Genomic DNA, 19,170 nt, shown 5'->3' on the forward strand with positions numbered 1-19,170 from the left:
ATAGCGCGTTGCTATGACAGTGATGAGAGGACTTAAAGACAGTGACCAATAGGCTTAAAGTCAGTGACGACTTAAAATAGAAAACGCGCAGTAAATAATACATTTACCAAGATCAGTAAGAATAAACCGATAAAGAGAAAGGCGAGAACCACCTCCCATGTTTTGGATGCACGTGGCTCACCATATTGATTGGCATTTGCAGACCCGGGGATGAGCATCAGCGCAATGCACATGACGATATTGAGCAACGGAATCAGCTCTAAGAGTGCAAACCAGCCTGAGAGATTAAAGTCATGCAAACGACGCACTGAAAAAATCATCAAAGGGATCAGCATTAAAACATTTAGGATAAATCCAATCACTTGCGTCATTGGATTTTCAGCGTGAGCTATTAGGGCATTGAGAGTATTGGGCATCATGCTGACAATCAGCAGCATCAGTATGCTTAGCATGAGGCCATAGAAGACATTCCAACCGATAAATGACATGCGATTAAAGCGACCGTCACGGTTCCAGCCAGAGTTAATATTGGGTGAATTATTCATATTAAATGATCTTAAATTATCGTAAAAAGTATTGTTATCATTCATTTTTAGCCGCAAAAAATTGAGCTAAAAACGACATAAAAATGTGAAAAAGTACAGGATTTGATCCTGTACCAAAAAAGCGCGTTGATTATAAAGGTAAAGTACAAAAAAAGCCCACTTGTGTGAGCTTGTTTGAGTAGATGTATTGCTGTTTAGGACGATCTCGGCGGCATCTAATGATTTATCATTATTGTTGTTGAATCGTGGTTTGTTGAGAGCGGATCACATAGTTTTGGTAAGACGGAATCATGATCGCAGCAAGTATCCCGACTATAAACACCACGATATACAAAACAGCCAGCACTGTTTCCCAGCCTTTGGTCGGGCGTGGTTGTCCAAAGCTATTACTACCGCTATTACCCGGTGCAAATAACACATAGAGCGCAAACAATATATTCACTACAGGAACTAAGATCAGCAGTGCAAGCCATCCTGAATGGTCTCGGTCATGTAAACGACGGATTAAGAAAATGACGCTGTAATAAATGACGATGGCATACATGATAAAGAAAATAATCATGAGTGGCGTTGACATAGCACCCTCAGTCAGCGCATTTTGCGCACCGGGTATGAGCAGGCCGACCACAACAGCAATTAGCGTAAAAATAATGCCGAGCAGTAGATTCCATGCAAGATAAGCGCGACGGCTAAAGCGACCACTGGCTTGGGTCGGTGAGTCAGATGTGAAGGTATTCATTATTATTCCTAGGCTTTGGTATTTTTATAAGTAGGCAAATTCTAAAATGAATATGTAGAAAATAAAAGGATGAAAAATAAACAGTACAAAAAAGCCCGCAAGGAGCGGGCTTTTTTGCGGTGAAGGAATTTTAAATATCCCATTCCACAAAGTTTTTCAGCAATTGCAGACCGGCTGTATGACTTTTTTCTGGGTGAAATTGTGTCGCAAACAAGTTTTCCTTGTGAATTGCGGTACAAAATTCCAAACCATAGTCACAGGTAGCAGCGACAATGCTTGAATCTTGCGGCTCTACATAGAAGCTATGTACGAAATAGAAACGTGCATCTTGCTCAATGTTTTTCCACATCGGATGGCTAGGGTCTGCCTGATGCACTTGGTTCCAGCCCATGTGCGGCACTTTTAATCCCTCTATGTCAGGGAAGTGTTTAACCGAACCTTCAAAAATACCCAATGCATCTGCACCGCCATTTTCTTCGGAATGCTGCATTAAAGCTTGCATGCCGACACAGATCGCAAGCACAGGTTTATTAAATGTCGCTTTACGGACCACATCATCAATGCCTGCATCATGCATGCCTTGCATACAGTCACGCATTGCTCCCACACCGGGGAACACAATTTTATCTGCTTGTGCAATCAGCTTAGGATCATTGGTGACATCAACAGTTGCACCCACGTGTTCGAGGGCTTTTGCTGCTGAGTGAAGATTTCCCATGCCATAGTCAAGAAGGGCAATACGGGTCATTACAATGTTCCTTTGGTAGACGCAACAGTATTTTCGGCACGCGGGTCAACTTCACACGCCATACGTAATGCACGGGCAAAGGCTTTAAATACGCTTTCAATTTGGTGGTGGCTGTTTTTACCTTTTAGGTTGTCGATGTGCAGCGTCATTAACGCATGGTTCACAAAACCTTGGAAAAATTCAGAGAAAAGATCCACATCAAAAGTCCCGATGCGCGCGCGAGTGAATGGAATATCCATCCAAAGACCCGGACGGCCAGATAAATCCACCACAACACGACTCAGTGATTCATCGAGCGGCGCATAGAAGTGACCGTAGCGACGTAAGCCTTTTTTATTGCCCAGTGCTTGAGCAAAGGCTTGGCCCAGTGTAATCCCACAGTCTTCTACGGTATGATGATCGTCAATTTCAAGATCGCCATCACAATGAATATCAATATCAAACAGACCATGTCGCTTGATTTGATCAATCATATGATCTAAAAATGGAACACCAGTGTTTAAAGTGCCTTGACCAGTACCATCAAGATTCACACGAACTCGAATTTTGGTTTCGTTGGTGTTTCTTACCACTTCACTGATACGATCTGTCATAGACACGTTCCTCAAATACGTCAAAATGATTGATGTAAAAATATTTTCGCTGTGACGAAAAGTCACCGCATATTAGATTGCTCAGGAGGGTTTATCAATGCCTATTACCGTACATGCCTATACTTCTTTAGAAAATGATGAAGTGCGTAGCCAGCTTGAGCGACTGTATGACACCAGCCCTGAGTTTAGCGACGGTTCCGATGCGATTGAACAACTTGAGCAGAACTTAGCTCAGTATACCTTAGTTTATACTGCAGAATTTAATACAAAATTGATTGGTGCGATTTGGTGTACAGGCCAAGGTGAAAGCAAAACCCTTGAATATATTGTGGTACACCCTGCAAATCGTGGGCGTGGTGTTGCAGAGCGCTTGGTCAGTGAGACCACCCGTATGGAAGAAGAAAAAGGGGTGAAAACTTTTGAACCAGGTTGTGGCGCGATCCACCGCTGTTTGGCACACATTGGAAAAATTACTGCGGCTGAATAACCTGCCCTCCAATAATAAAGCAGCCATTGAGCTGCTTTTTTGTTGGATAAATACAGTTTCGTCACTGTAATTTCAGCTGTGGAAATTTGAAATCACTCAAAAAATAAGCAAATAGTGTGAAATATTGATTTAAAAATAAACATTTGCACAAAAAAGCGCAACGGATGCTTGACGCCATGAGACTGAAATTGTTTAATACGCCCCATCGGCGTGATAGCTCAGTAGGTAGAGCAACGGATTGAAAATCCGTGTGTCCCCAGTTCGATCCTGGGTCTCGCCACCATATTCAAAACTGATTTTTCAGTTTATCAATCCCTGATCCCATCAGGGATTTTTTTTGCCTAAAAAATATGCATACGAAAAATATTTTTATAAATATGATTGACTAATTAACTGAGATGCGGCTTAATACACCGCATCGGCGTGATAGCTCAGTAGGTAGAGCAACGGATTGAAAATCCGTGTGTCCCCAGTTCGATCCTGGGTCTCGCCACCATATTAGAAAAACCTCAAACGATTGTTTGAGGTTTTTTTTCGTCTGCTGTTTTTCAGGTGTTGATATTTCGCACAGTTTAACTGCTACAATCGATGCCAGATGATGGGCCCAATTGCTATAAGAAAATTATTAAAAAATAAGGGTTAAGGTTATGAAAAAAATATTATTTCCTGTTTTGATCGGCATGATTGCCTTGCTGAGCGCATGTGGTGGCGGGGGCGGTAGTAATGTCGATTCTTCCTATTCTAAAACCATTATTCAAAATGGTGTGACCTATGAATGTAAAAGTGAAAATGCAGCAGCGCTTTGTGATAATGGCAATTGTTCTTCTTGTGAATCATCGCTCGATAAAATAATCACAGCATCATGCAGCACCAGTATTTCCGCAGGGCAAACAATTTTTGCCGTGACCAAAACGGGCTGTGTATCCAATATGAAATCGGGCAGCAGAATAACTGCAGCATGTGATAATGGTCTGCTTAAATTAAAAGTTGGATCTAACTTTAGCTTAAATCAGGTGATTAACACGGGTACGACGATGAGCTCTGGTGAATATATTGTCGGCACAGAAGTGCTCCGCTGTAGGCTTTAATCAAATGAACATAGATTCGTGGAGTGACAGTTGAAGCGACTTCAATATCCGATGCTTGGACTGCTTTGTTTTGCACTGGGCTATATTGCGGCATCGTGGAATGACCAACCAAGCTTGACGTCGTCGCCACCTGAACACTCGCTTGTAACTTTGGCGACGAGTAATCCTGTGGCACTCTTGGCTTTAGATCAAGATGCCTCGGATCAACCTCATTCTAAAGATATACAGCAACAACGCAAAAGCCAACATCGTCAGCTACAGAGCATTATTCAGCAGACTTCAGATCAACAATTGGGGCGATATTTACAGCAGGCATTTCCCAATTACAGTTTTGCAGGGATTCAAAATAAGCAACAATTTGCGCAGCAGATGTTAGACGAATTTCTACAAGCCAAAAATGATCCGCATCAGCGATTGGCAGGGCAAGCGTATGTGACAGATCAATCACAGACAGATGTAGATCAAGTTTTACCTCGTGAAATCTATGTCACACAGCCGTTGTATGCACATTTTGATACCATGGGTAAAGTTCCAAACAATATGCAAGTCATGGTGCGTTTGACGCATCGTGATAGCGGTGAAGTGCTGCTCTTTACACCACGCAAAGTTAGTGAGCAACAGCAACAAAACTGGGTGAGTTTCTATCCTATGACTGGATGGAAAACTGGTCATTATGATGTGAAATATTATCAAATGAATGATCAATTAAGCCCGATTGCGCAGACCAGTTTTTATATACAGCATGTGATTGAGTAAATATTTTGAAGCTCAAATTTTATCGCTGAAGCTATGACTTAAGTGCTAGTTCCTACCCCTAAAATTCGATTAAACTGATAAAAAATAACCAATGAATTTCTACAATGAAAGACCTTTTCTCTACAGGGAGTGTGCTGTATCAACAAGCACGTCCAAGTTATTCTGCTGAAGTCGTTGATAGCATTTTGCAGCATGTTGCCGTGCGTGAATTGGCATGGGACTGTGGTGCAGGTTCAGGTCAATTTACCAAAGGTTTGGCGCCCTATTTTCAACAGATTTTAGCGACAGATCTGAGTGCAGAGCAATTGGCACAAGCACCCAATTTAGACAATGTGCGTTATGAGCAAGCCAGCGCCGAACATTGTCCGCTTGCAGACCATTCAGCGGATTTAATTACAGTCGCGCAAGCGATTCATTGGTTTGATTTTACTGCCTTTTATGCAGAAGTACGACGCGTATTAAAACCTCAAGGTCACATCGCCATTGTGGGCTATGGTCTAATTCAATTTGAACACGCGGAATTAAGCCAACTCTTACAGGATCTGTATTTTGTCACGTTAAAAGGCTATTGGGATGCTGAACGTCGTTACATCGACGAAGAATATCGTAGTATTCCGTTTCCATTTCAGGAGTTAGCAGTCCCTCAGCTGTTTTTAAATTACAGGTGGAGTGCACAGCAAATTTTGGACTATTTGCAAACGTGGTCTGGGCTTAAACACTATCAACAGCGGCATCCGACACTTCAACCATGTGCAGCTTTGCAGGATTTCTTTAGCCGACATCCGCAGCAAGAGTTTGCTTTGTCATTTCCTGTACTGTTAAGAATCGGGACCGTATAAAAGAGAAAAAGCAGCGGCAATGCAGATAGGTAAAGGATGATATCTCAAGTCTAGAATGAGCAACGTGAGGTTTAAATAAGCTGTGCTCTCTTGCCGTTTGTCGGGGTTAAATCTGGTAAATTGATTAATTGTTGTACAATAATAGCAGTGTAAATTTTTTCAATTTTCTATTTTTAAATCTCTCGGAATGAACATGATGAATCTCCCTAAATCTGTTTCCGTTTTGGTTTTTGTTAGTGCAGCAATGACGGCTATGAGTACATTGGCTGCGGAAAAAGCCACTACAAAAGCTGATGAAACCGAACAACAAGCTATTCAGATGCCTGCTTTAACCATTATGGCAGAGCGTGAAATGCGTGCAGAGACGGGCATTGTTGAGTATCAAGAGCAGGTGGATCGCCGTAAAGCCTTACAGCAACGGGTGATGCAACTTGAGCGTGATACTCAAAACAAAGGTGTCGATGCAACAATCGTGTCAAATATTGATATCTTACCTGCCACAGCAGTGCCAGATATGTCGAATTTATCGCCTTTGATGCAACAGCATGTTTTAAATATTGCCGCAGGTTTGCAGTCTTCTGACCCACGCAATGGTTTATATATTATGTTGCAACCCTTTGGGATTGACCGTAATGCGACCAATGTGCAAATCAGCCGTGATCAAATCAATCTCGGAAACATCGACCGTCAGTTAAATACCAATCCGATTAAGACCCCATAATCGAATACATCTCTACAGTACATTGAAGGCGAAAATTCATGCTTTATCCATGAATTTTCGTTTTGATGGCATGCGTAATTTAGGTCTTTCTACATTGATGAAGTTAAATAGCATCGCTAAAAAACATGGCTATTTTATCGTCAATCTTCAAACTTTTCGTTAAACTGAATAAAAGAGGGTCCGGAGCTCATTATGCCGCGTATCTTTGTTGTCTTGGCCAGTGCCACGGTATTGGTGTTTGGTTGGATGTTTTATCAATATTCAGTGCAGCAAAAAGAAGCTGCCCAACTCTCGACCTATGAAACGGTTTTACGTGAAAAAACTGAGCAAATCTTTCAGCAAGCTCAGCACTGGGAAGAACCGATACAACTCAATGTAACAGATGCACGATTAACGGGTGATTATAAGATCATGGCGGATTTTATTTTGAGCCAAATGGTGCAGCGTGCAGAAGCGCGGAATCAATATATTCGTGATCTTAAAGCACTGAATTGGGATAAATTTCTCGATATCGATCGCTTATTAAAAGATAAAAAAAACCAATATCAAGAGACTGAGCAAATGCTGCAGCAGGTGCATGCAGTGGTCGATGCTTATGAACAAAAAACCACACAGCAAGAGGAAAATGGTTTAGCGCAGGCCAAACAGTTGGCGGTCAAACAGGTGTTTCGTCAGCAAATTGCGCAGAGTTTAAGAGACAGTCGTGATAGTGATGAGTCGCATGCTTTATTTGAGTTAGAAAAGCAAAGCTTGGCGAAGGCTGATGAGATCTTTGCTGTGCTGAAAGCCAATAAATGGGAAAAGAAAAATAAATTATTTATGTTCTATGAAGATGCGCCTTTAAAGCAGTTTAATCAGCTTTATACAGAGATGTTAGCGCTCAATGCGCAAATGGATGAGATCCGCCAAAAGAACCGTTCAGAGTTGAAACAAAAGCTTTAACTGACTGTCATCACTCTTTCAAATTTGCGCGATAAAGTGGCTTTTAGCAGGGTTTTACATCATATAGAGGTCCATGCTCATGCGAGCTATTCAGATTTTTGATGATATTCAGCAGGTCTATATCGACTTCATCGCGAACCGCCAATATCCACGTTTGGAAAGTTTAAACAATTGGGGCAAGAACCGTTTTTTCTTCAGTCAGTATTTTCGTATGATTGAAGATTGGCATTTGACTGAACAGATTGTGATTGAATTTAATCAACAATTTTATAGTTTGGATACAGGGATGGCGCCTGACTTTATGGATCAAGATAAATACATGGCTTGGTTGATGGAACAATTACAAATATTAAAATAAGTCCTTTTCATTCAAATTATTCAGCACAGCTTCGAGATATGTTATGCAATTCAAAGCCATCCTTTAGCGGATGGCTTTTTTTGTTGCTAGCGAACTTAATTGGGGGGAGCGTGGTCTGAGCTAGTATGAATGGCGCAGAAAACGTGAGCCCTAAAATTGTCCTGAGGCATTGGATTTGCAAATTTAATACAACTATCAACCAATAGTGTGACTTAAATCACTTAAAATACGCCGAAAATTTAAACATAAATTTTTAGCCAGCAGCCCATAACTCATAAGAAGCTGAGCTGTATTGAACTTGCAAACATTCTAACCTTAGACCGATTGGCTTTGAATGAAAGGTTTATCGCCATCTTTAGAGATGATTTTTTTAGCGTATGAAAAAATTAATACTGCTATGGCTTGCCATATGTGCGGTTTCATTGGTGTCGATAGGCTATACCTATGAATTATTCATTAGCCCTGTTTGGGTGGTAAATGCATTTGCTGCCTATGGCATGATTTTAATGCGGAAGCATTTAAGCCACGATTTACTGATCGTGCTCTATGCTTTTAGTGCGATCTTTGTGGCTTCGCTGATGGTCGATCCTGCCAAAATCTTAGAAGATAAATTTCTCCTGTGTGCGATTTCGGCATTTCAGATTTGGGTATTTATTAAAGCCTATTTAGCGCTGAGCCATTTAAAAAAACGCCGCTTTAAGCGAACCCTAATGTTAGCTGTTCCGAGTATCGTGAGTGCTTTTGCAGGCAGTCTCTTGTTTGTGGCGTGCTTTCAGATGGACAACCAATACTTTGCCTTTGTTGATTATTTTCTAGAGCAATTTGCAACAAGTTTGGCTGTGGTGTGTTTACTGTTTGGTGTTCAGCGCTGGATGAATGTGCCGTGGGTGGATTATGGCTATCTGATCGTGGCACTGGCCATCAGATCTTCTATGCTTGCATGGTCTTGCCTTTATTGATGTGTTACTACGCGATCAAATATGACTTCAAAACCTTTTGCTGGCTGATTGGCTTAATGACGCTGATCTGTGGCTGGTATGGTGCCATGCCATTGGCTGGGGAATATTGGTCGGATGCACAGGTACATATGCTCTCGCGGATCAGTTCTTATCGTTTGGCATTGGGTATTTATTTGATCATTTTTCTGTTTATTTGTGAGCTGTATGCACGAAATAAACGTCTATATTTGGCTTTGCAACGTGTAAGTTTTTGCGATGAGTTGACGGGACTGAAAAATCGCCATGCCTTTAAAGAACAAATATTTATAGAGGGTGCGGTTGATAAAGGCTGTGTCATTTTGCTCGATGTCGATAATTTTAAAAAAATTAATGACCAATATGGACACCAAATGGGGGACAGTGTTTTGGTGCATTTGGCAAAAATCTTAAAAAATTGTAGTCCACGCGCGAGTTTTATTAGTCGTTGGGGCGGTGAAGAATTTTTAATTTTGCTCGAAGGTGCCGATTTGGAGCAGGGTAAAATGTTGTGTGAAACAATTTTGGAACGCTGCGAACATGTGCCGTTTCGAAAAGATCAATTAAGGCTAGATGTCAGCTTTAGTATGGGCTTGGCCGAGTTTCAACAGTTGAGTTTGTCCAATTACTCCACGACTTTACAACATGTCGATGCCTGCCTATATCAGGCGAAATCACAAGGGAAAAATCAGTTTGTTTATCAAAAGATTATTCCGTTGTCAGAAAGCAGTATTGCAGTCTAAATGGGCAAAAAAAAGATGCCGTGAAGGCATCTTTTTTTTGCATTTAATCAACGATTAAGCTGCTTTTTTGAACCAAGAAAAGAAACCTTTTTTCTCAGCTTTAGCTGCTTCAGCTTTTTTCTCTGCACATTTTTTAGCGCAGTCTTTTTTCGCTTCAGCTTTTACTTCTTCAGTTTTAGTTTCAACAGCTTCTTTTGCATCAGTTGCTTTTTCTACAGCTGCATCTTTTGCTTCAACAGTTTTTGCAACGACAGCATCTTTAGTTGCTACAGTTTTTGCTACAGTCGCGTCTTTTGCTGCAACAGTGTTCGCAACAACAGCGTCTTTAGCCGCTACAGTTTTTGCTACAGTTGCATCTTTTGCTGCAACTGCAGTTTCTTTAGTTGCTGCTGCTTTTTCTACAACTGCTTTTTTCATGTCAGCAGTTTTTGCTTTAGTGGTTTCTTTCACTGTTAAAGTTTTAGTTTGAGTCGCTTTTTCTGCAACAGCCACTTGAGTTTTAGCAGCATCTTTAGTTGCTTGAGCAGCAGCTACAGTTGCAGTTTTCGCTTGTGCAGCTTGAGCTTTTACAGCTTCAACAGCAGTCGCAGGTTTTTGTTCTACAGCAGTAGTTGCCATAGCAGAAGTTGTAGCAGCAACTAAAGCAACAGCTAAAGTAGTTTTGATCGCGTTCATAGTCATCACTCTATAAAACTTAGTTAAAATAAGGCATTGTAAATTTTATGCCTTATCAACAGCGCTTAGGTTACACGGCACAGAGTGAGGGATTTGATTGTGTGAATATTCCACTAATGTTACAAACGGATAACATGGTGTTACGCAGAAAAACAAACAAAAATAGCGTGCATTGCACAGCATTCGAAATTTTCAATTTAAAGCTGATTTAAAATCACTATTAAAGCCGTTATGGTGAATATACATTTCCGCCATTGGTATGGCATAAAAATAAAGTCGCATGAGGGATAACATCAGATGCAGCAGCTTATTTGTTATAAACAGCTCCCTGTGTGGACGCAGCAGTCGATTCCACAAGGTTTTAAACAACAGCACAATACCAAAGCAGGCACTTGGGCAAAACTCACCGTACTGCAAGGTGAAGTGAACTTTGCCATGTTAGATGCGTCTGGAAATATCCTTTCCACGCATGTATTTAGCCCAGATCAGCCACCGCCGTTTATCGAACCGCAGGCGTGGCACAAGATTGTGTCTGCGAGTGACGATGTGCAATGTCAGTTGAGTTTTTATTGCTTAGCACAGGACTATTTTTATAAGAAGTATCAACTCAGTCCAACACATTCAGAAATTTTGGCAGCAACACCATATTTGCAAGGTGGTCGTGCTTTGGATGTCGGCTGTGGGCAGGGGCGTAATTCGCTGTACTTAAGTCAGCTGTCTGAGCAGCGCTTTGAGGTGGATGCATGGGATGTCAATCCACACAGTTTGCACAAGCTGCAAGAGGTGATCGCTGCGGAAGGTATTGAAAATATTCATGTACAGCAGCGTGATTTAAATGCAGACCAAAGCATTACGGGGAAATATGATTTTATTTGCTGTACCGTGGTGATGATGTTTTTAGAGGCCAAGACAGTGAAGCCACTGATTCAGCAGATGCAGCAAGCGACAAGTGTAAATGGCTATAACCTGATAGTTTGCGCTATGGATACACCTGATTTACCTGCGCAGCCTGACTTTCCATTTAGCTTTAAAGCAGGAGAGTTAAGTGCGTTGTATGAAGGCTGGAATATTGTGAAATACAATGAAAATGTCGGTGAGCTGCATCGGGTGGATGCTGAAGGGCAGCGGATTCAACAGCATTTTGCGACTTTGTTGGCGCAGAAAATTTAAGCCAAGAATTGTAGGATGTTGAGTTGAAGGATTGGTGATCAACTCAACACTTACTTTACTTAAATTGGAAAAAGGGAACCATTTTTGAGCTAGTCAGGGTGTATGTGTACTTAGAAAATTCAACCAATTGAATATGATCATACTCTGATTTAAGGCTGATAAATAAAGCCTAAAGCTTTTAAAGGCAATTGAATGATGTCGATTGTGAGTGTTAAAGGCAATAGTGGTAATTCTGCCAATTTTTCCTGCCCTGACTTTTTGACATAGCCACTTTGGTCTTCGTAATGCTGGATACGGATCTTATAGGGATGGCTTAAGGGCTTTAAATCTGCGGCATTCGCAACTTTTGGGTAAACCGTACCTGCAATTTCTAAGTTAAAGAGATGATCTTGCTGTTCTGCCTTTGAACAATCACATGGTGCTACGCCATATTGGTTGAATAATGCCCTTTCCGTAGGACTTAGTGTTCCATTGGGAGGCGCATAATAAAATTTAAAGCTTCCGCTAAATTTAGTGCTGTTCGGGCTCGGAGAATTAAAGTCAAGTTCTCGATGGAGACGAATATATTGTGGATTGAGTTGGCTAATCAGTTGAATAAAATCAGCACCGCCTTTATTAATCACATAGCTGTATTTATTGCCTGCGACTACGATGCTATCGATTGGTTCATTGGGTATTGCTTTAGCGGGTTTGCCAAATGCGATCACATCATCTTCAAGGATTGTTCTCCATGCATATTTTGTTTCGTATTTTTGAAACAGATCACGGGAGAGTTCACCGATTTGATTATTTGTAACGCAAGCTGTAAGAAAAATAAAAGTGCTTAGGCAGCTCATCTTTAAGAGGTAGTGAAGTCGTTTATTTATCATTATTATGCATATTTAAGTTTTGGTTCAGGCCTTACCATAATTCAAAAATCGCTGAAAATCGAGAATTAACGTATTAACTTTAAAAATATGCTGAGGCGTTTTTACGGTTTGTTTAGCACGGTTTTTTGTTGAAGATTTTTGAACAAAATTTATTGCACTATGAAATTTCCCTCTCCTTTTAAGGAGACTTGCGCAGAATACCGCTCAGGGATAGGATTTATATGAAAAATTTCCCCTCATCCTCTTGTGGTGCATGCTGCTCACCCCAGAGGGAGAAGGGGCTTCTAGTATTATTCATGCGAGTTTAGTTAACAAATAAAAAACCCCGCACTAAACGGGGTTTCTTTTATCTCAGTATTTAATTAAAAATTAAACACGTTCGATAATGGTCGCGATACCTTGACCCAAACCGATACACATAGTCGCAAGACCGATTTGCGTATCTTGCTGTTCCATTACGTTCAACAATGTTGTTGTGATACGCGCACCAGAACAACCCAATGGGTGACCCAATGCAATTGCACCACCGTTCAAGTTCACACGGTCTTGTTGGTCATAAATGCCTAAGCCTTTAAGAACAGACAAACCTTGTGCTGCGAACGCTTCGTTCAATTCAAAAGTTTGAATATCAGCAATCGATAAGCCAGCACGTTTTAATGCTTTTTGAGTTGCTGGTACAGGACCATAACCCATGATCGCAGCATCACAGCCTGCAACCGCCATAGAACGAATCACAGCACGTGGCTTAAGACCTAAAGCTTGAGCACGTTCAGCAGACATCAGCAACATTGCAGAAGCACCGTCAGACAAAGCTGAAGATGTTGCAGCAGTTACCGTACCGCCTTTCGGGTCGAATACTGGACGTAACGATTGGAACGCTTCAAGGTTTGCATCAGGACGAATCACTTCATCGATATCGCACAGGATTTTGAAACCATTTGCATCGTGACCTTCAACGCCCACGATTTCATTTTTGAAACGGCCTTCTTGTGTTGCAGCCCAAGCACGGCGGTGTGATTCAACACCAAACGCATCTTGTTCTTCACGCGAAATACCGTTCATACGACCTAACATTTCAGCCGTTAAGCCCATCATGTTAGACGCTTTTGCATAGTGCTTAGACGCTTCAGGGTTGATGTCGATGCCGTGCATCATGCCAACGTGACCCATGTGTTCTACACCACCAATGATGAAGATATCACCTTGGTTGGTTGCAATTTGCGCAGCCGCTGTGTGGATTGCTTGCATAGAAGAACCACAAAGACGGTTCACTGTTTGACCTGCAACAGTACGTGGTAGGTCTGCTAACAATGCAATGTTACGACCAATGTTCATACCTTGCTCTAGGGTTTGGTTTACACAGCCCCAGATAACGTCTTCAACTTCATTGGTATCAAACTGGTTACGAGCAACAAGCGCGCGTACTAATTCAGCAGATAAGCTGTCAGCACGTACGTTACGGAACATACCATTTTTGGTTTTACCCATTGCTGAACGTACGCCATCAACGATGACAACGTCACGTGGATTTAAAGTAGCCATTCACGTTGCTCCTTAACCGTAGAATTTTTTGTTGTTAGCAGCCATGTCACGCAACATTTGTGGCGCTTCATAAGCCTTACCTAAATACGCATATTTGTCGCAAAGCGCTACGTATTCAGCGACACCTGTTTGGTCGATGTAACGGCATGGACCACCACGGAATGGAGGGAAACCTACACCCATGATCATCGCCATATCTGCTTCAGCAGCAGTCGCTACGATGTTGTCTTCTAGGCAACGAACAGTTTCGTTACAGAACGTCAGCATCATACGGTCAATGATTTCTTGAGGATCAAATTCACGTTTTTCCGCAGTTGCAACAGAAGCCACAAGTTCGTAAGCCACTGGATCAACCACTTTGGCTTTCTTACCTTTACGGTCAAGTTCGTATTTGTAGAAACCAACGTCATTCTTTTGACCCAAACGTTTTGCTTCATACATCGTTTGAATTGAACCTTTGAAGTCAGGCTTCATACGGTCAGGGAAACCTTCCGCCATCACTTCTGCACCGTGTACGCCTGTGTCGATACCCACAACGTCGATGAGGTAAGCTGGACCCATTGGCCAGCCGAATTTTTCCATGACTTTGTCGACTTGTTGGAAGTCAGCACCGTCTTTCAATAGAAGGTCAAATGCACCAAAGTAAGGGAACAATACGCGGTTTACAAGGAAGCCCGGGCAGTCATTTACCACGATTGGTGTTTTACCCATTTTCTGAGCAAGAACCACAGTCGTTGCGATTGCCTCAGCAGATGTTTTCTCACCACGTATCACTTCTACCAATGGCATCATATGAACTGGGTTAAAGAAGTGCATACCTACGAAGTTTTCAGGACGTTGTAGGTTTTCAGCCAAACGTGTGATTGAAATGGTTGACGTGTTCGAAGCAATGATCGTATTGTCACGAACATTTTTTTCAGTTTCAGCCAGTACGATACCCTTAACTTTCGGGTTCTCTGTGACTGCTTCAATCACGATGTCCACTTCTTTGAATTCGTCATAGCTTAAAGTAGGACGGATGCGCGCAAGAGTTTCACCCATTTGAGCAGGTTTCATTTTCTTGCGTTCAACTTGTTTGGTCAGTAAGCCATTAGCTTCTTTCATACCTAAAGCAAGTTGTGGGTTACCAATGTCTTTCATGATGATTGGTGTGCCTTTGCTTGCCGCTTGGTAAGCAATACCACCACCCATGATACCCGCGCCTAATACAGCTGCTTGGTTGACAGGGTGTGCACCTTTTTCATATTTCTTCGAAGTTTTCTTCACAATTTGGTCGTTAAGGAATAAACCAATTAACGCACCTGCTTGTGGAGTCACAGCCGCTTTAGCAAAACCTTGCGCTTCGATTTTCAATGCTTCATCACGTGGAAGGCTTGCACCTGCTTGTAATGAGTCTAGAAGAAGTTTTGGCGCTGGGTATTGAGCAGGATTTGCTTTTGCAAGAACTGCACCTTTCGCTGTATTGAATGCCATCATTTGTTCAAGCATGTTCAATTTAACAGGATCTAATTTTTCTTGACGTTTTGCTTTCCAGTCTACACGGCCAGCAATCGCTTGTTTTACAAGGTCAATTGCAGCGTCTTGTAGTTTGTCTGCAGCAACAACTGCATCAACAGCACCGTCTTTGAGCGCAGCAGCTGGCTTTTTCGGTGCAGCCATTGCCATCCATTCAACCGCATTGTCGATACCAATCACGCGGCTTAAACGAACCGTACCACCAAAACCAGGGTAGATACCCAGTTTGATTTCTGGAAGGCCAACTTGTGCAGCATCTGACATCACACGATAGTCACACACTAAGCACATTTCAAAACCGCCGCCCAATGCCATACCATTGATTGCAGCAACTTTAGGAACGTTTAGATCTTCAAACGCATTGAAGATGTCGTGAACAGGCAATGCCCAATCCACAATCGCTTGTTCGCCTTGAGCGAAGTTGTCACCGAATTCAGTGATATCTGCACCCACGATAAATGTAGATTTACCTGAAGTAACGATTAAACCTTTGATGTCACCGTTTGCTTTAACAGCGTCAATTGCAGCTTTAAAATCTTCAATTGTTGCGCGGTTAAATTTGTTGACCGACTCACCTTGTAAGTCAAAGCGGAATTCTGCAATTCCGTCCGAAAGCATTTGGACGGTAATGGCATTGCCAGCGTGGATCATGCCTGATCTCCTTTATTTTGGAGGACTTCTAAGTTGATGTTGTGAAGCGAGTACGCGGTTCCTGCGTACACTTTATGCCTCGCTAATCTTACGATAACTATATCTAAAAAGAACATAACAAGTTGTATCAAGCCGTGACGCTAGGGTCATCAAAATTTCTTTTGGAAATAGCCTTTGGATCTGCCTTTAATCGCTATCGCTCTAATTAAATATGTTGAAGCTTATGTTTCAGTTCACATTTTTTTATAAATGTAAGCTATAGATTGAGATGCGAAAGAAAAATTCAAGAAAAAAGCAAGTGTATTTTTCGGCAGAATGGTCAATTCACTTTTGGCATGGTTATCCATCTTTGATGAGACACAGTGATCTATGCTGCTGATTTAAGCATCACTGAGCACGATGTAAGATTCGAAGCACTCTCAAAAATGTCATCTTATTAACTGATGTTACGCAGTAACATCAGAAGTGCAATTTGACGCAAATAAAAAACGATACACGGTAACGCCATCCGCGAGTAGGTTTTCTTACGAAGCACGCTTCTCATTTTGCCAAATGAGAAACAACGTTTCGTAAGAGTACCTCCAGCCGAAGGCTAATCCCTTTATTCAAACCCTAAATGTAAGACCCTGTCGAATAAACTTAAAATTCATTTTAAAAATGCGAAATTACTTTTACACACATAACATCAGTTATTAAGTACCACGCTTAATTTTAAAGCTTTAAAAGTCTGAGATGAAAACGGGGAAATGATTTGTGATGAAGCATAGGCTTTATGTAAAAGGCGGTATCAAAGCATTTCGTACTGATGATGACCAATGTCATGACTGCTGCGAGTTCACAGAATAAAAGTGGTGATAAAACAGGTGGCTTAAATACAGTGGTTGGCTATGTCTATCAAATTCGCATAAAAGCCAAAGCCTTGAAAAAACAATCGTTCACTGTATTACTTTTTAAAGATGTCCCTGATGTTGGGGCTTTTCTTCCTGATTTTTGTACGTCCATATTTATTTTAAAAGTGGAATAAATATTGAAAAAATGCGCCCTTAGGGGCGTTTTTTTATGCTGACAGTCAGCAAAATATCAGTTATCGTGCAAGCAGAATAAAAATAATCATGCAGAGCAAATCAGCCAAAAGCAGAAAGAATATTAGCCAGAATAAGCCAGAAAAAGTGAACCAATATACGAGGAATATGATGTTGACGTTCGAGCCTAAGCCCATGTAAAACCGTTGAGCTGAAAGAAAAATCGTCATCATCAATGATAGCCAAAGCCCAAGGGTGAAAACGGTGGAAGCTTTGCTGCAGGCATGAAGACCTACTGCATAGAAACCCTGTGTAAACGCCTGATGGGGTTGATTTGGCGGGAAGGGGATCCGATTCATGAAAGCAACCAACCAAACATTGATGCATCAAATGCATATTTCGATGCAAGATATAGAACGACGTAAACAGTTGCTTGGCTTGACTGATTTAGAGCTGGCGGAACTGGCTTCGATTGGTGGAATTGTGGCGCCGATCCTCGACAGTATGGTCGATGAATTTTATGAAAATCAGACCTCAATTCCAGAAATTGCCACTTTGATTGGTGATCTTGATACCTTGAAGCGTTTGCAACGCGCGCAGCATCAATATTTATTGGATTTATTTTCCGGGCGCTATGACAGCGCGTATGTGAATAACCGTTTACGGATTGGTTTGGTTCATAAGCGGATAGGTGTAGAGCCGAAGTTGTATCTCTCTGCGGTGCATACCCTAAAGACCATGTTGTTTCGCTTAATTCAGCGTACCTTTAATGATACGGAACAATATCAGCGGATTATTAACACCTTGGAAAAGCTCTTTATGTTCGACACTACATTGGTGGTGGAAACCTATGTGTGGAGTTTGATTAATGAGGTGAAGATCTCCCGTGAAAAAATGGAACAGTATGCGCATGCGCTAGAGTTTCGTGCACAAGAAATGGAAGAACTTTCACAGCGCGATCCATTAACAGGACTCTTAAATGTCCGGCATTTATCGACCTTATTGACCAGTATTTTATATACCGCACAGCGTAATCATGAACCCGTAACAGTAGTGTTTATTGATATCAATGATTTTAAAAAGATCAATGATGAACAAGGTCATCCACGTGGAGATCAGGTACTACAAACGGTTGCTGCGGCCATAAAGTCGGTTGCACGTTTAGATGATCATTGCTTCCGTTATGGCGGAGACGAATTTTGTTTGGTCTTGCCGGGATGTAGTGAAAAGCATGTGGAAGCGAGTTTTATCCCGCGTTTATTAGAAGCGGTGGCTGAAATGGAAGCAGGCTTAAGTTTAAGTATTGGGCTGTGCCAAACAGACCATCAGCAAGGCTATGTAGATGCCATGAGCTTGGTACAACAAGCCGATGCTAAAATGTATCGAGAGAAAAAGAATTATAAACGTTTGCAGGAACAACCTATGTCGAAAGAAGCGTGATCCGAGCGTAAATAACGCCAAAAATAACAATAGATGACTAGCGAAACTTGAGCGAAATGGATCTCCATATTCTTGAAAATAATGTGATAAGTATGCTTATTTCCTGCAAAAATAAAGCTGAAATAGCAGATGCATCCTGCAAAATCTTGTATAGAATAAAAGCAGTTGATGGGAGATAAGATGCAAGTTTTTCGTTCAAAAAAAGATTGGTGGGTGGTGGCGTTTATTGTTTGTATGAGCGGTTTACTCATTCAATTATTACTCACCATGCAAGCCAAAGGCACGATGCAGCAATATCCTCTTCATACCGCGGTGTATATTTTAACGGTATTACTGCTGTGGTGGCCAATATTCAATACACGTTATCAAATTTCCGCTACAGAATTAAACATCCGTAGCATGTTTCTACGTTGGCAGATTCCTTTGCAGGATATCCAACGCATCAGTGCAAGTCAGGATTTGTCTGCGGCACCTGCGCTTTCCATTAAACGTTTAAAAATTGAATATCTTCGAGATGGCAAAACCAAATTTGTCATGGTTTCACCGAAAGATCCGCAAGCTTTTGCTAAAGCGATTGGTGTTCCAATCCAATAAATATAAGAATGCTGAATAAAGGTATGTGAGCACACTGCTGTCCCATAGTTTGACTTAAATAAAAAACCTGAGTCCAAAATAGTTAAAATGTAAGTGCTAACAAAGACTTCAACTATAAAGGATTCAGGTTTTGTCACATCAGAATACCGTATTTCATCA

21 protein-coding genes, 2 tRNA genes and 1 pseudogene are annotated in these 19,170 nt (G+C 41.5%); 15 read left to right on the forward strand and 9 right to left on the reverse strand.

All coding sequences use genetic code 11. From position 1 onward, the window contains the following. Positions 1-71: 71 nt before the first annotated feature. The 4 genes from FTV04_RS04320 to hisB all read right to left on the reverse strand — a co-directional run bounded on the left by FTV04_RS04320 (position 72) and on the right by hisB (position 2,625). Positions 72-545, reverse strand: coding sequence for a DUF805 domain-containing protein (locus FTV04_RS04320; protein ID WP_180009274.1), 474 nt, complete (start codon positions 543-545; stop codon positions 72-74). A 229-nt stretch (positions 546-774) separates the two neighbouring features. After that, the gene (locus FTV04_RS04325; RefSeq protein ID WP_180009276.1) at positions 775-1,284 is read right to left on the reverse strand and encodes a DUF805 domain-containing protein; all 510 of its coding nucleotides are present in this window, start codon (positions 1,282-1,284) and stop codon (positions 775-777) included. Positions 1,285-1,414: 130 nt separating this feature from the next. Beyond that, positions 1,415-2,032 carry an imidazole glycerol phosphate synthase subunit HisH gene (gene hisH, locus FTV04_RS04330; protein ID WP_180088798.1) on the reverse strand — a complete coding sequence of 206 codons (618 nt, stop codon included), beginning with the start codon at positions 2,030-2,032 and terminating at the stop codon, positions 1,415-1,417. After that, complete coding sequence (gene hisB, locus FTV04_RS04335; RefSeq protein ID WP_078190487.1) at positions 2,032-2,625, reverse strand: imidazoleglycerol-phosphate dehydratase HisB; 594 nt, start codon at positions 2,623-2,625, stop codon at positions 2,032-2,034. Before hisB ends, hisH begins: the two co-directional genes overlap by 1 nt. Before the next feature lie 97 nt (positions 2,626-2,722). Here hisB and FTV04_RS04340 point away from each other — a divergent pair, with 97 nt between their 5' ends. From FTV04_RS04340 to FTV04_RS04390, 11 genes are all read left to right on the forward strand, one after another. Continuing rightward, on the forward strand, positions 2,723-3,112 hold the full coding sequence (locus FTV04_RS04340; protein WP_180002798.1) for a GNAT family N-acetyltransferase: 390 nt from the start codon (positions 2,723-2,725) through the stop codon (positions 3,110-3,112). A gap of 207 nt (positions 3,113-3,319) precedes the next feature. Then, a tRNA-Phe gene (locus FTV04_RS04345) sits at positions 3,320-3,395 on the forward strand. 137 nt (positions 3,396-3,532) lie between these two features. Further along, positions 3,533-3,608: transfer RNA gene (locus tag FTV04_RS04350), tRNA-Phe, on the forward strand. 151 nt (positions 3,609-3,759) lie between these two features. Further along, complete coding sequence (locus FTV04_RS04355) at positions 3,760-4,200, forward strand: hypothetical protein (RefSeq protein ID WP_180009280.1); 441 nt, start codon at positions 3,760-3,762, stop codon at positions 4,198-4,200. A gap of 30 nt (positions 4,201-4,230) precedes the next feature. After that, positions 4,231-4,956 (forward strand): hypothetical protein, encoded by a 726-nt coding sequence (locus FTV04_RS04360; RefSeq protein ID WP_257220959.1) that lies wholly within the window; start codon positions 4,231-4,233, stop codon positions 4,954-4,956. A gap of 104 nt (positions 4,957-5,060) precedes the next feature. Next, positions 5,061-5,795: a class I SAM-dependent methyltransferase gene (locus tag FTV04_RS04365; protein ID WP_180009282.1), complete on the forward strand. Its 735-nt coding sequence runs from the start codon at positions 5,061-5,063 to the stop codon at positions 5,793-5,795. 193 nt (positions 5,796-5,988) lie between these two features. Then, positions 5,989-6,516, forward strand: a complete 528-nt coding sequence (locus FTV04_RS04370; protein WP_257220960.1) for a hypothetical protein — start codon at positions 5,989-5,991, stop codon at positions 6,514-6,516. Between the two features lie 192 nt (positions 6,517-6,708). Then, positions 6,709-7,458, forward strand: coding sequence for a hypothetical protein (locus FTV04_RS04375; RefSeq protein ID WP_168379002.1), 750 nt, complete (start codon positions 6,709-6,711; stop codon positions 7,456-7,458). A gap of 79 nt (positions 7,459-7,537) precedes the next feature. Beyond that, positions 7,538-7,816, forward strand: a complete 279-nt coding sequence (locus tag FTV04_RS04380) for a hypothetical protein (RefSeq protein ID WP_180009286.1) — start codon at positions 7,538-7,540, stop codon at positions 7,814-7,816. 377 nt (positions 7,817-8,193) lie between these two features. Further along, positions 8,194-8,775 (forward strand): hypothetical protein, encoded by a 582-nt coding sequence (locus FTV04_RS04385; protein ID WP_180088800.1) that lies wholly within the window; start codon positions 8,194-8,196, stop codon positions 8,773-8,775. Next, positions 8,661-9,533, forward strand: coding sequence for a GGDEF domain-containing protein (locus FTV04_RS04390; protein ID WP_180088802.1), 873 nt, complete (start codon positions 8,661-8,663; stop codon positions 9,531-9,533). The genes FTV04_RS04385 and FTV04_RS04390 overlap by 115 nt, the downstream gene beginning before the upstream one ends. A 54-nt stretch (positions 9,534-9,587) precedes the next feature. Here the strand turns inward: FTV04_RS04390 and FTV04_RS04395 are convergent, their stop codons facing one another. Further along, complete coding sequence (locus FTV04_RS04395; protein WP_180010565.1) at positions 9,588-10,208, reverse strand: hypothetical protein; 621 nt, start codon at positions 10,206-10,208, stop codon at positions 9,588-9,590. A gap of 297 nt (positions 10,209-10,505) precedes the next feature. On the opposite strand from FTV04_RS04395, the gene tehB reads away from it, so the two are divergent. Next, positions 10,506-11,378: an SAM-dependent methyltransferase TehB gene (gene tehB / locus FTV04_RS04400; protein ID WP_180062998.1), complete on the forward strand. Its 873-nt coding sequence runs from the start codon at positions 10,506-10,508 to the stop codon at positions 11,376-11,378. Positions 11,379-11,527: 149 nt separating this feature from the next. On the opposite strand, the gene FTV04_RS04405 is transcribed toward tehB, so the two are convergent. The 3 genes from FTV04_RS04405 to fadB all read right to left on the reverse strand — a co-directional run bounded on the left by FTV04_RS04405 (position 11,528) and on the right by fadB (position 15,955). Then, positions 11,528-12,247, reverse strand: coding sequence for a hypothetical protein (locus tag FTV04_RS04405; RefSeq protein ID WP_168379007.1), 720 nt, complete (start codon positions 12,245-12,247; stop codon positions 11,528-11,530). A 369-nt stretch (positions 12,248-12,616) separates the two neighbouring features. Continuing rightward, positions 12,617-13,789, reverse strand: a complete 1,173-nt coding sequence (gene fadA / locus FTV04_RS04410) for an acetyl-CoA C-acyltransferase FadA (protein WP_168379008.1) — start codon at positions 13,787-13,789, stop codon at positions 12,617-12,619. Positions 13,790-13,801: 12 nt separating this feature from the next. Beyond that, the gene (gene fadB, locus FTV04_RS04415; RefSeq protein ID WP_180088804.1) at positions 13,802-15,955 is read right to left on the reverse strand and encodes a fatty acid oxidation complex subunit alpha FadB; all 2,154 of its coding nucleotides are present in this window, start codon (positions 15,953-15,955) and stop codon (positions 13,802-13,804) included. Between the two features lie 814 nt (positions 15,956-16,769). Between fadB and FTV04_RS04420 the strand changes: the two are divergent. Beyond that, positions 16,770-16,968 (forward strand): annotated as a pseudogene (locus tag FTV04_RS04420) (lipid A hydroxylase LpxO); the annotation flags it as partial. Between the two features lie 71 nt (positions 16,969-17,039). Here the strand turns inward: FTV04_RS04420 and FTV04_RS04425 are convergent. Then, on the reverse strand, positions 17,040-17,336 hold the full coding sequence (locus tag FTV04_RS04425) for a hypothetical protein (RefSeq protein ID WP_180088806.1): 297 nt from the start codon (positions 17,334-17,336) through the stop codon (positions 17,040-17,042). On the opposite strand from FTV04_RS04425, the gene FTV04_RS04430 reads away from it, so the two are divergent. Both FTV04_RS04430 and FTV04_RS04435 read left to right on the forward strand, forming a co-directional pair. Next, positions 17,335-18,417 (forward strand): diguanylate cyclase domain-containing protein, encoded by a 1,083-nt coding sequence (locus FTV04_RS04430; RefSeq protein ID WP_180088808.1) that lies wholly within the window; start codon positions 17,335-17,337, stop codon positions 18,415-18,417. The two genes, FTV04_RS04425 and FTV04_RS04430, sit on opposite strands and share 2 nt — an antisense overlap. Positions 18,418-18,597: 180 nt before the next feature. Next, positions 18,598-19,011, forward strand: coding sequence for a PH domain-containing protein (locus FTV04_RS04435; RefSeq protein ID WP_168379012.1), 414 nt, complete (start codon positions 18,598-18,600; stop codon positions 19,009-19,011). The last annotated feature ends 159 nt before the right edge of the window (positions 19,012-19,170 follow it).

The sequence above is a fragment of the Acinetobacter sp. YH12219 genome, assembly GCF_013417875.1.
GTDB lineage: Bacteria > Pseudomonadota > Gammaproteobacteria > Pseudomonadales > Moraxellaceae > Acinetobacter > Acinetobacter amyesii.

Excerpts from the sequence above, each read along its gene's own strand:
- FTV04_RS04325 (WP_180009276.1), bottom strand. The coding sequence starts at position 1,284 with ATGAATACCTTCACATCTGACTCACCGACCCAAGCCAGTGGTCGCTTT.
- FTV04_RS04370 (WP_257220960.1), top strand. The coding sequence starts at position 5,989 with ATGATGAATCTCCCTAAATCTGTTTCCGTTTTGGTTTTTGTTAGTGCA.
- FTV04_RS04435 (WP_168379012.1), top strand. The coding sequence starts at position 18,598 with ATGCAAGTTTTTCGTTCAAAAAAAGATTGGTGGGTGGTGGCGTTTATT.
- FTV04_RS04340 (WP_180002798.1), top strand. The coding sequence starts at position 2,723 with ATGCCTATTACCGTACATGCCTATACTTCTTTAGAAAATGATGAAGTG.
- FTV04_RS04365 (WP_180009282.1), top strand. The coding sequence starts at position 5,061 with ATGAAAGACCTTTTCTCTACAGGGAGTGTGCTGTATCAACAAGCACGT.
- FTV04_RS04405 (WP_168379007.1), bottom strand. The coding sequence starts at position 12,247 with ATGATAAATAAACGACTTCACTACCTCTTAAAGATGAGCTGCCTAAGC.
- FTV04_RS04380 (WP_180009286.1), top strand. The coding sequence starts at position 7,538 with ATGCGAGCTATTCAGATTTTTGATGATATTCAGCAGGTCTATATCGAC.
- FTV04_RS04320 (WP_180009274.1), bottom strand. The coding sequence starts at position 545 with ATGAATAATTCACCCAATATTAACTCTGGCTGGAACCGTGACGGTCGC.
- FTV04_RS04385 (WP_180088800.1), top strand. The coding sequence starts at position 8,194 with ATGAAAAAATTAATACTGCTATGGCTTGCCATATGTGCGGTTTCATTG.
- FTV04_RS04375 (WP_168379002.1), top strand. The coding sequence starts at position 6,709 with ATGCCGCGTATCTTTGTTGTCTTGGCCAGTGCCACGGTATTGGTGTTT.
- tehB (WP_180062998.1), top strand. The coding sequence starts at position 10,506 with ATGCAGCAGCTTATTTGTTATAAACAGCTCCCTGTGTGGACGCAGCAG.
- FTV04_RS04425 (WP_180088806.1), bottom strand. The coding sequence starts at position 17,336 with ATGAATCGGATCCCCTTCCCGCCAAATCAACCCCATCAGGCGTTTACA.
- FTV04_RS04395 (WP_180010565.1), bottom strand. The coding sequence starts at position 10,208 with ATGAACGCGATCAAAACTACTTTAGCTGTTGCTTTAGTTGCTGCTACA.
- FTV04_RS04430 (WP_180088808.1), top strand. The coding sequence starts at position 17,335 with ATGAAAGCAACCAACCAAACATTGATGCATCAAATGCATATTTCGATG.
- fadA (WP_168379008.1), bottom strand. The coding sequence starts at position 13,789 with ATGGCTACTTTAAATCCACGTGACGTTGTCATCGTTGATGGCGTACGT.
- FTV04_RS04355 (WP_180009280.1), top strand. The coding sequence starts at position 3,760 with ATGAAAAAAATATTATTTCCTGTTTTGATCGGCATGATTGCCTTGCTG.
- hisH (WP_180088798.1), bottom strand. The coding sequence starts at position 2,032 with ATGACCCGTATTGCCCTTCTTGACTATGGCATGGGAAATCTTCACTCA.
- fadB (WP_180088804.1), bottom strand. The coding sequence starts at position 15,955 with ATGATCCACGCTGGCAATGCCATTACCGTCCAAATGCTTTCGGACGGA.
- hisB (WP_078190487.1), bottom strand. The coding sequence starts at position 2,625 with ATGACAGATCGTATCAGTGAAGTGGTAAGAAACACCAACGAAACCAAA.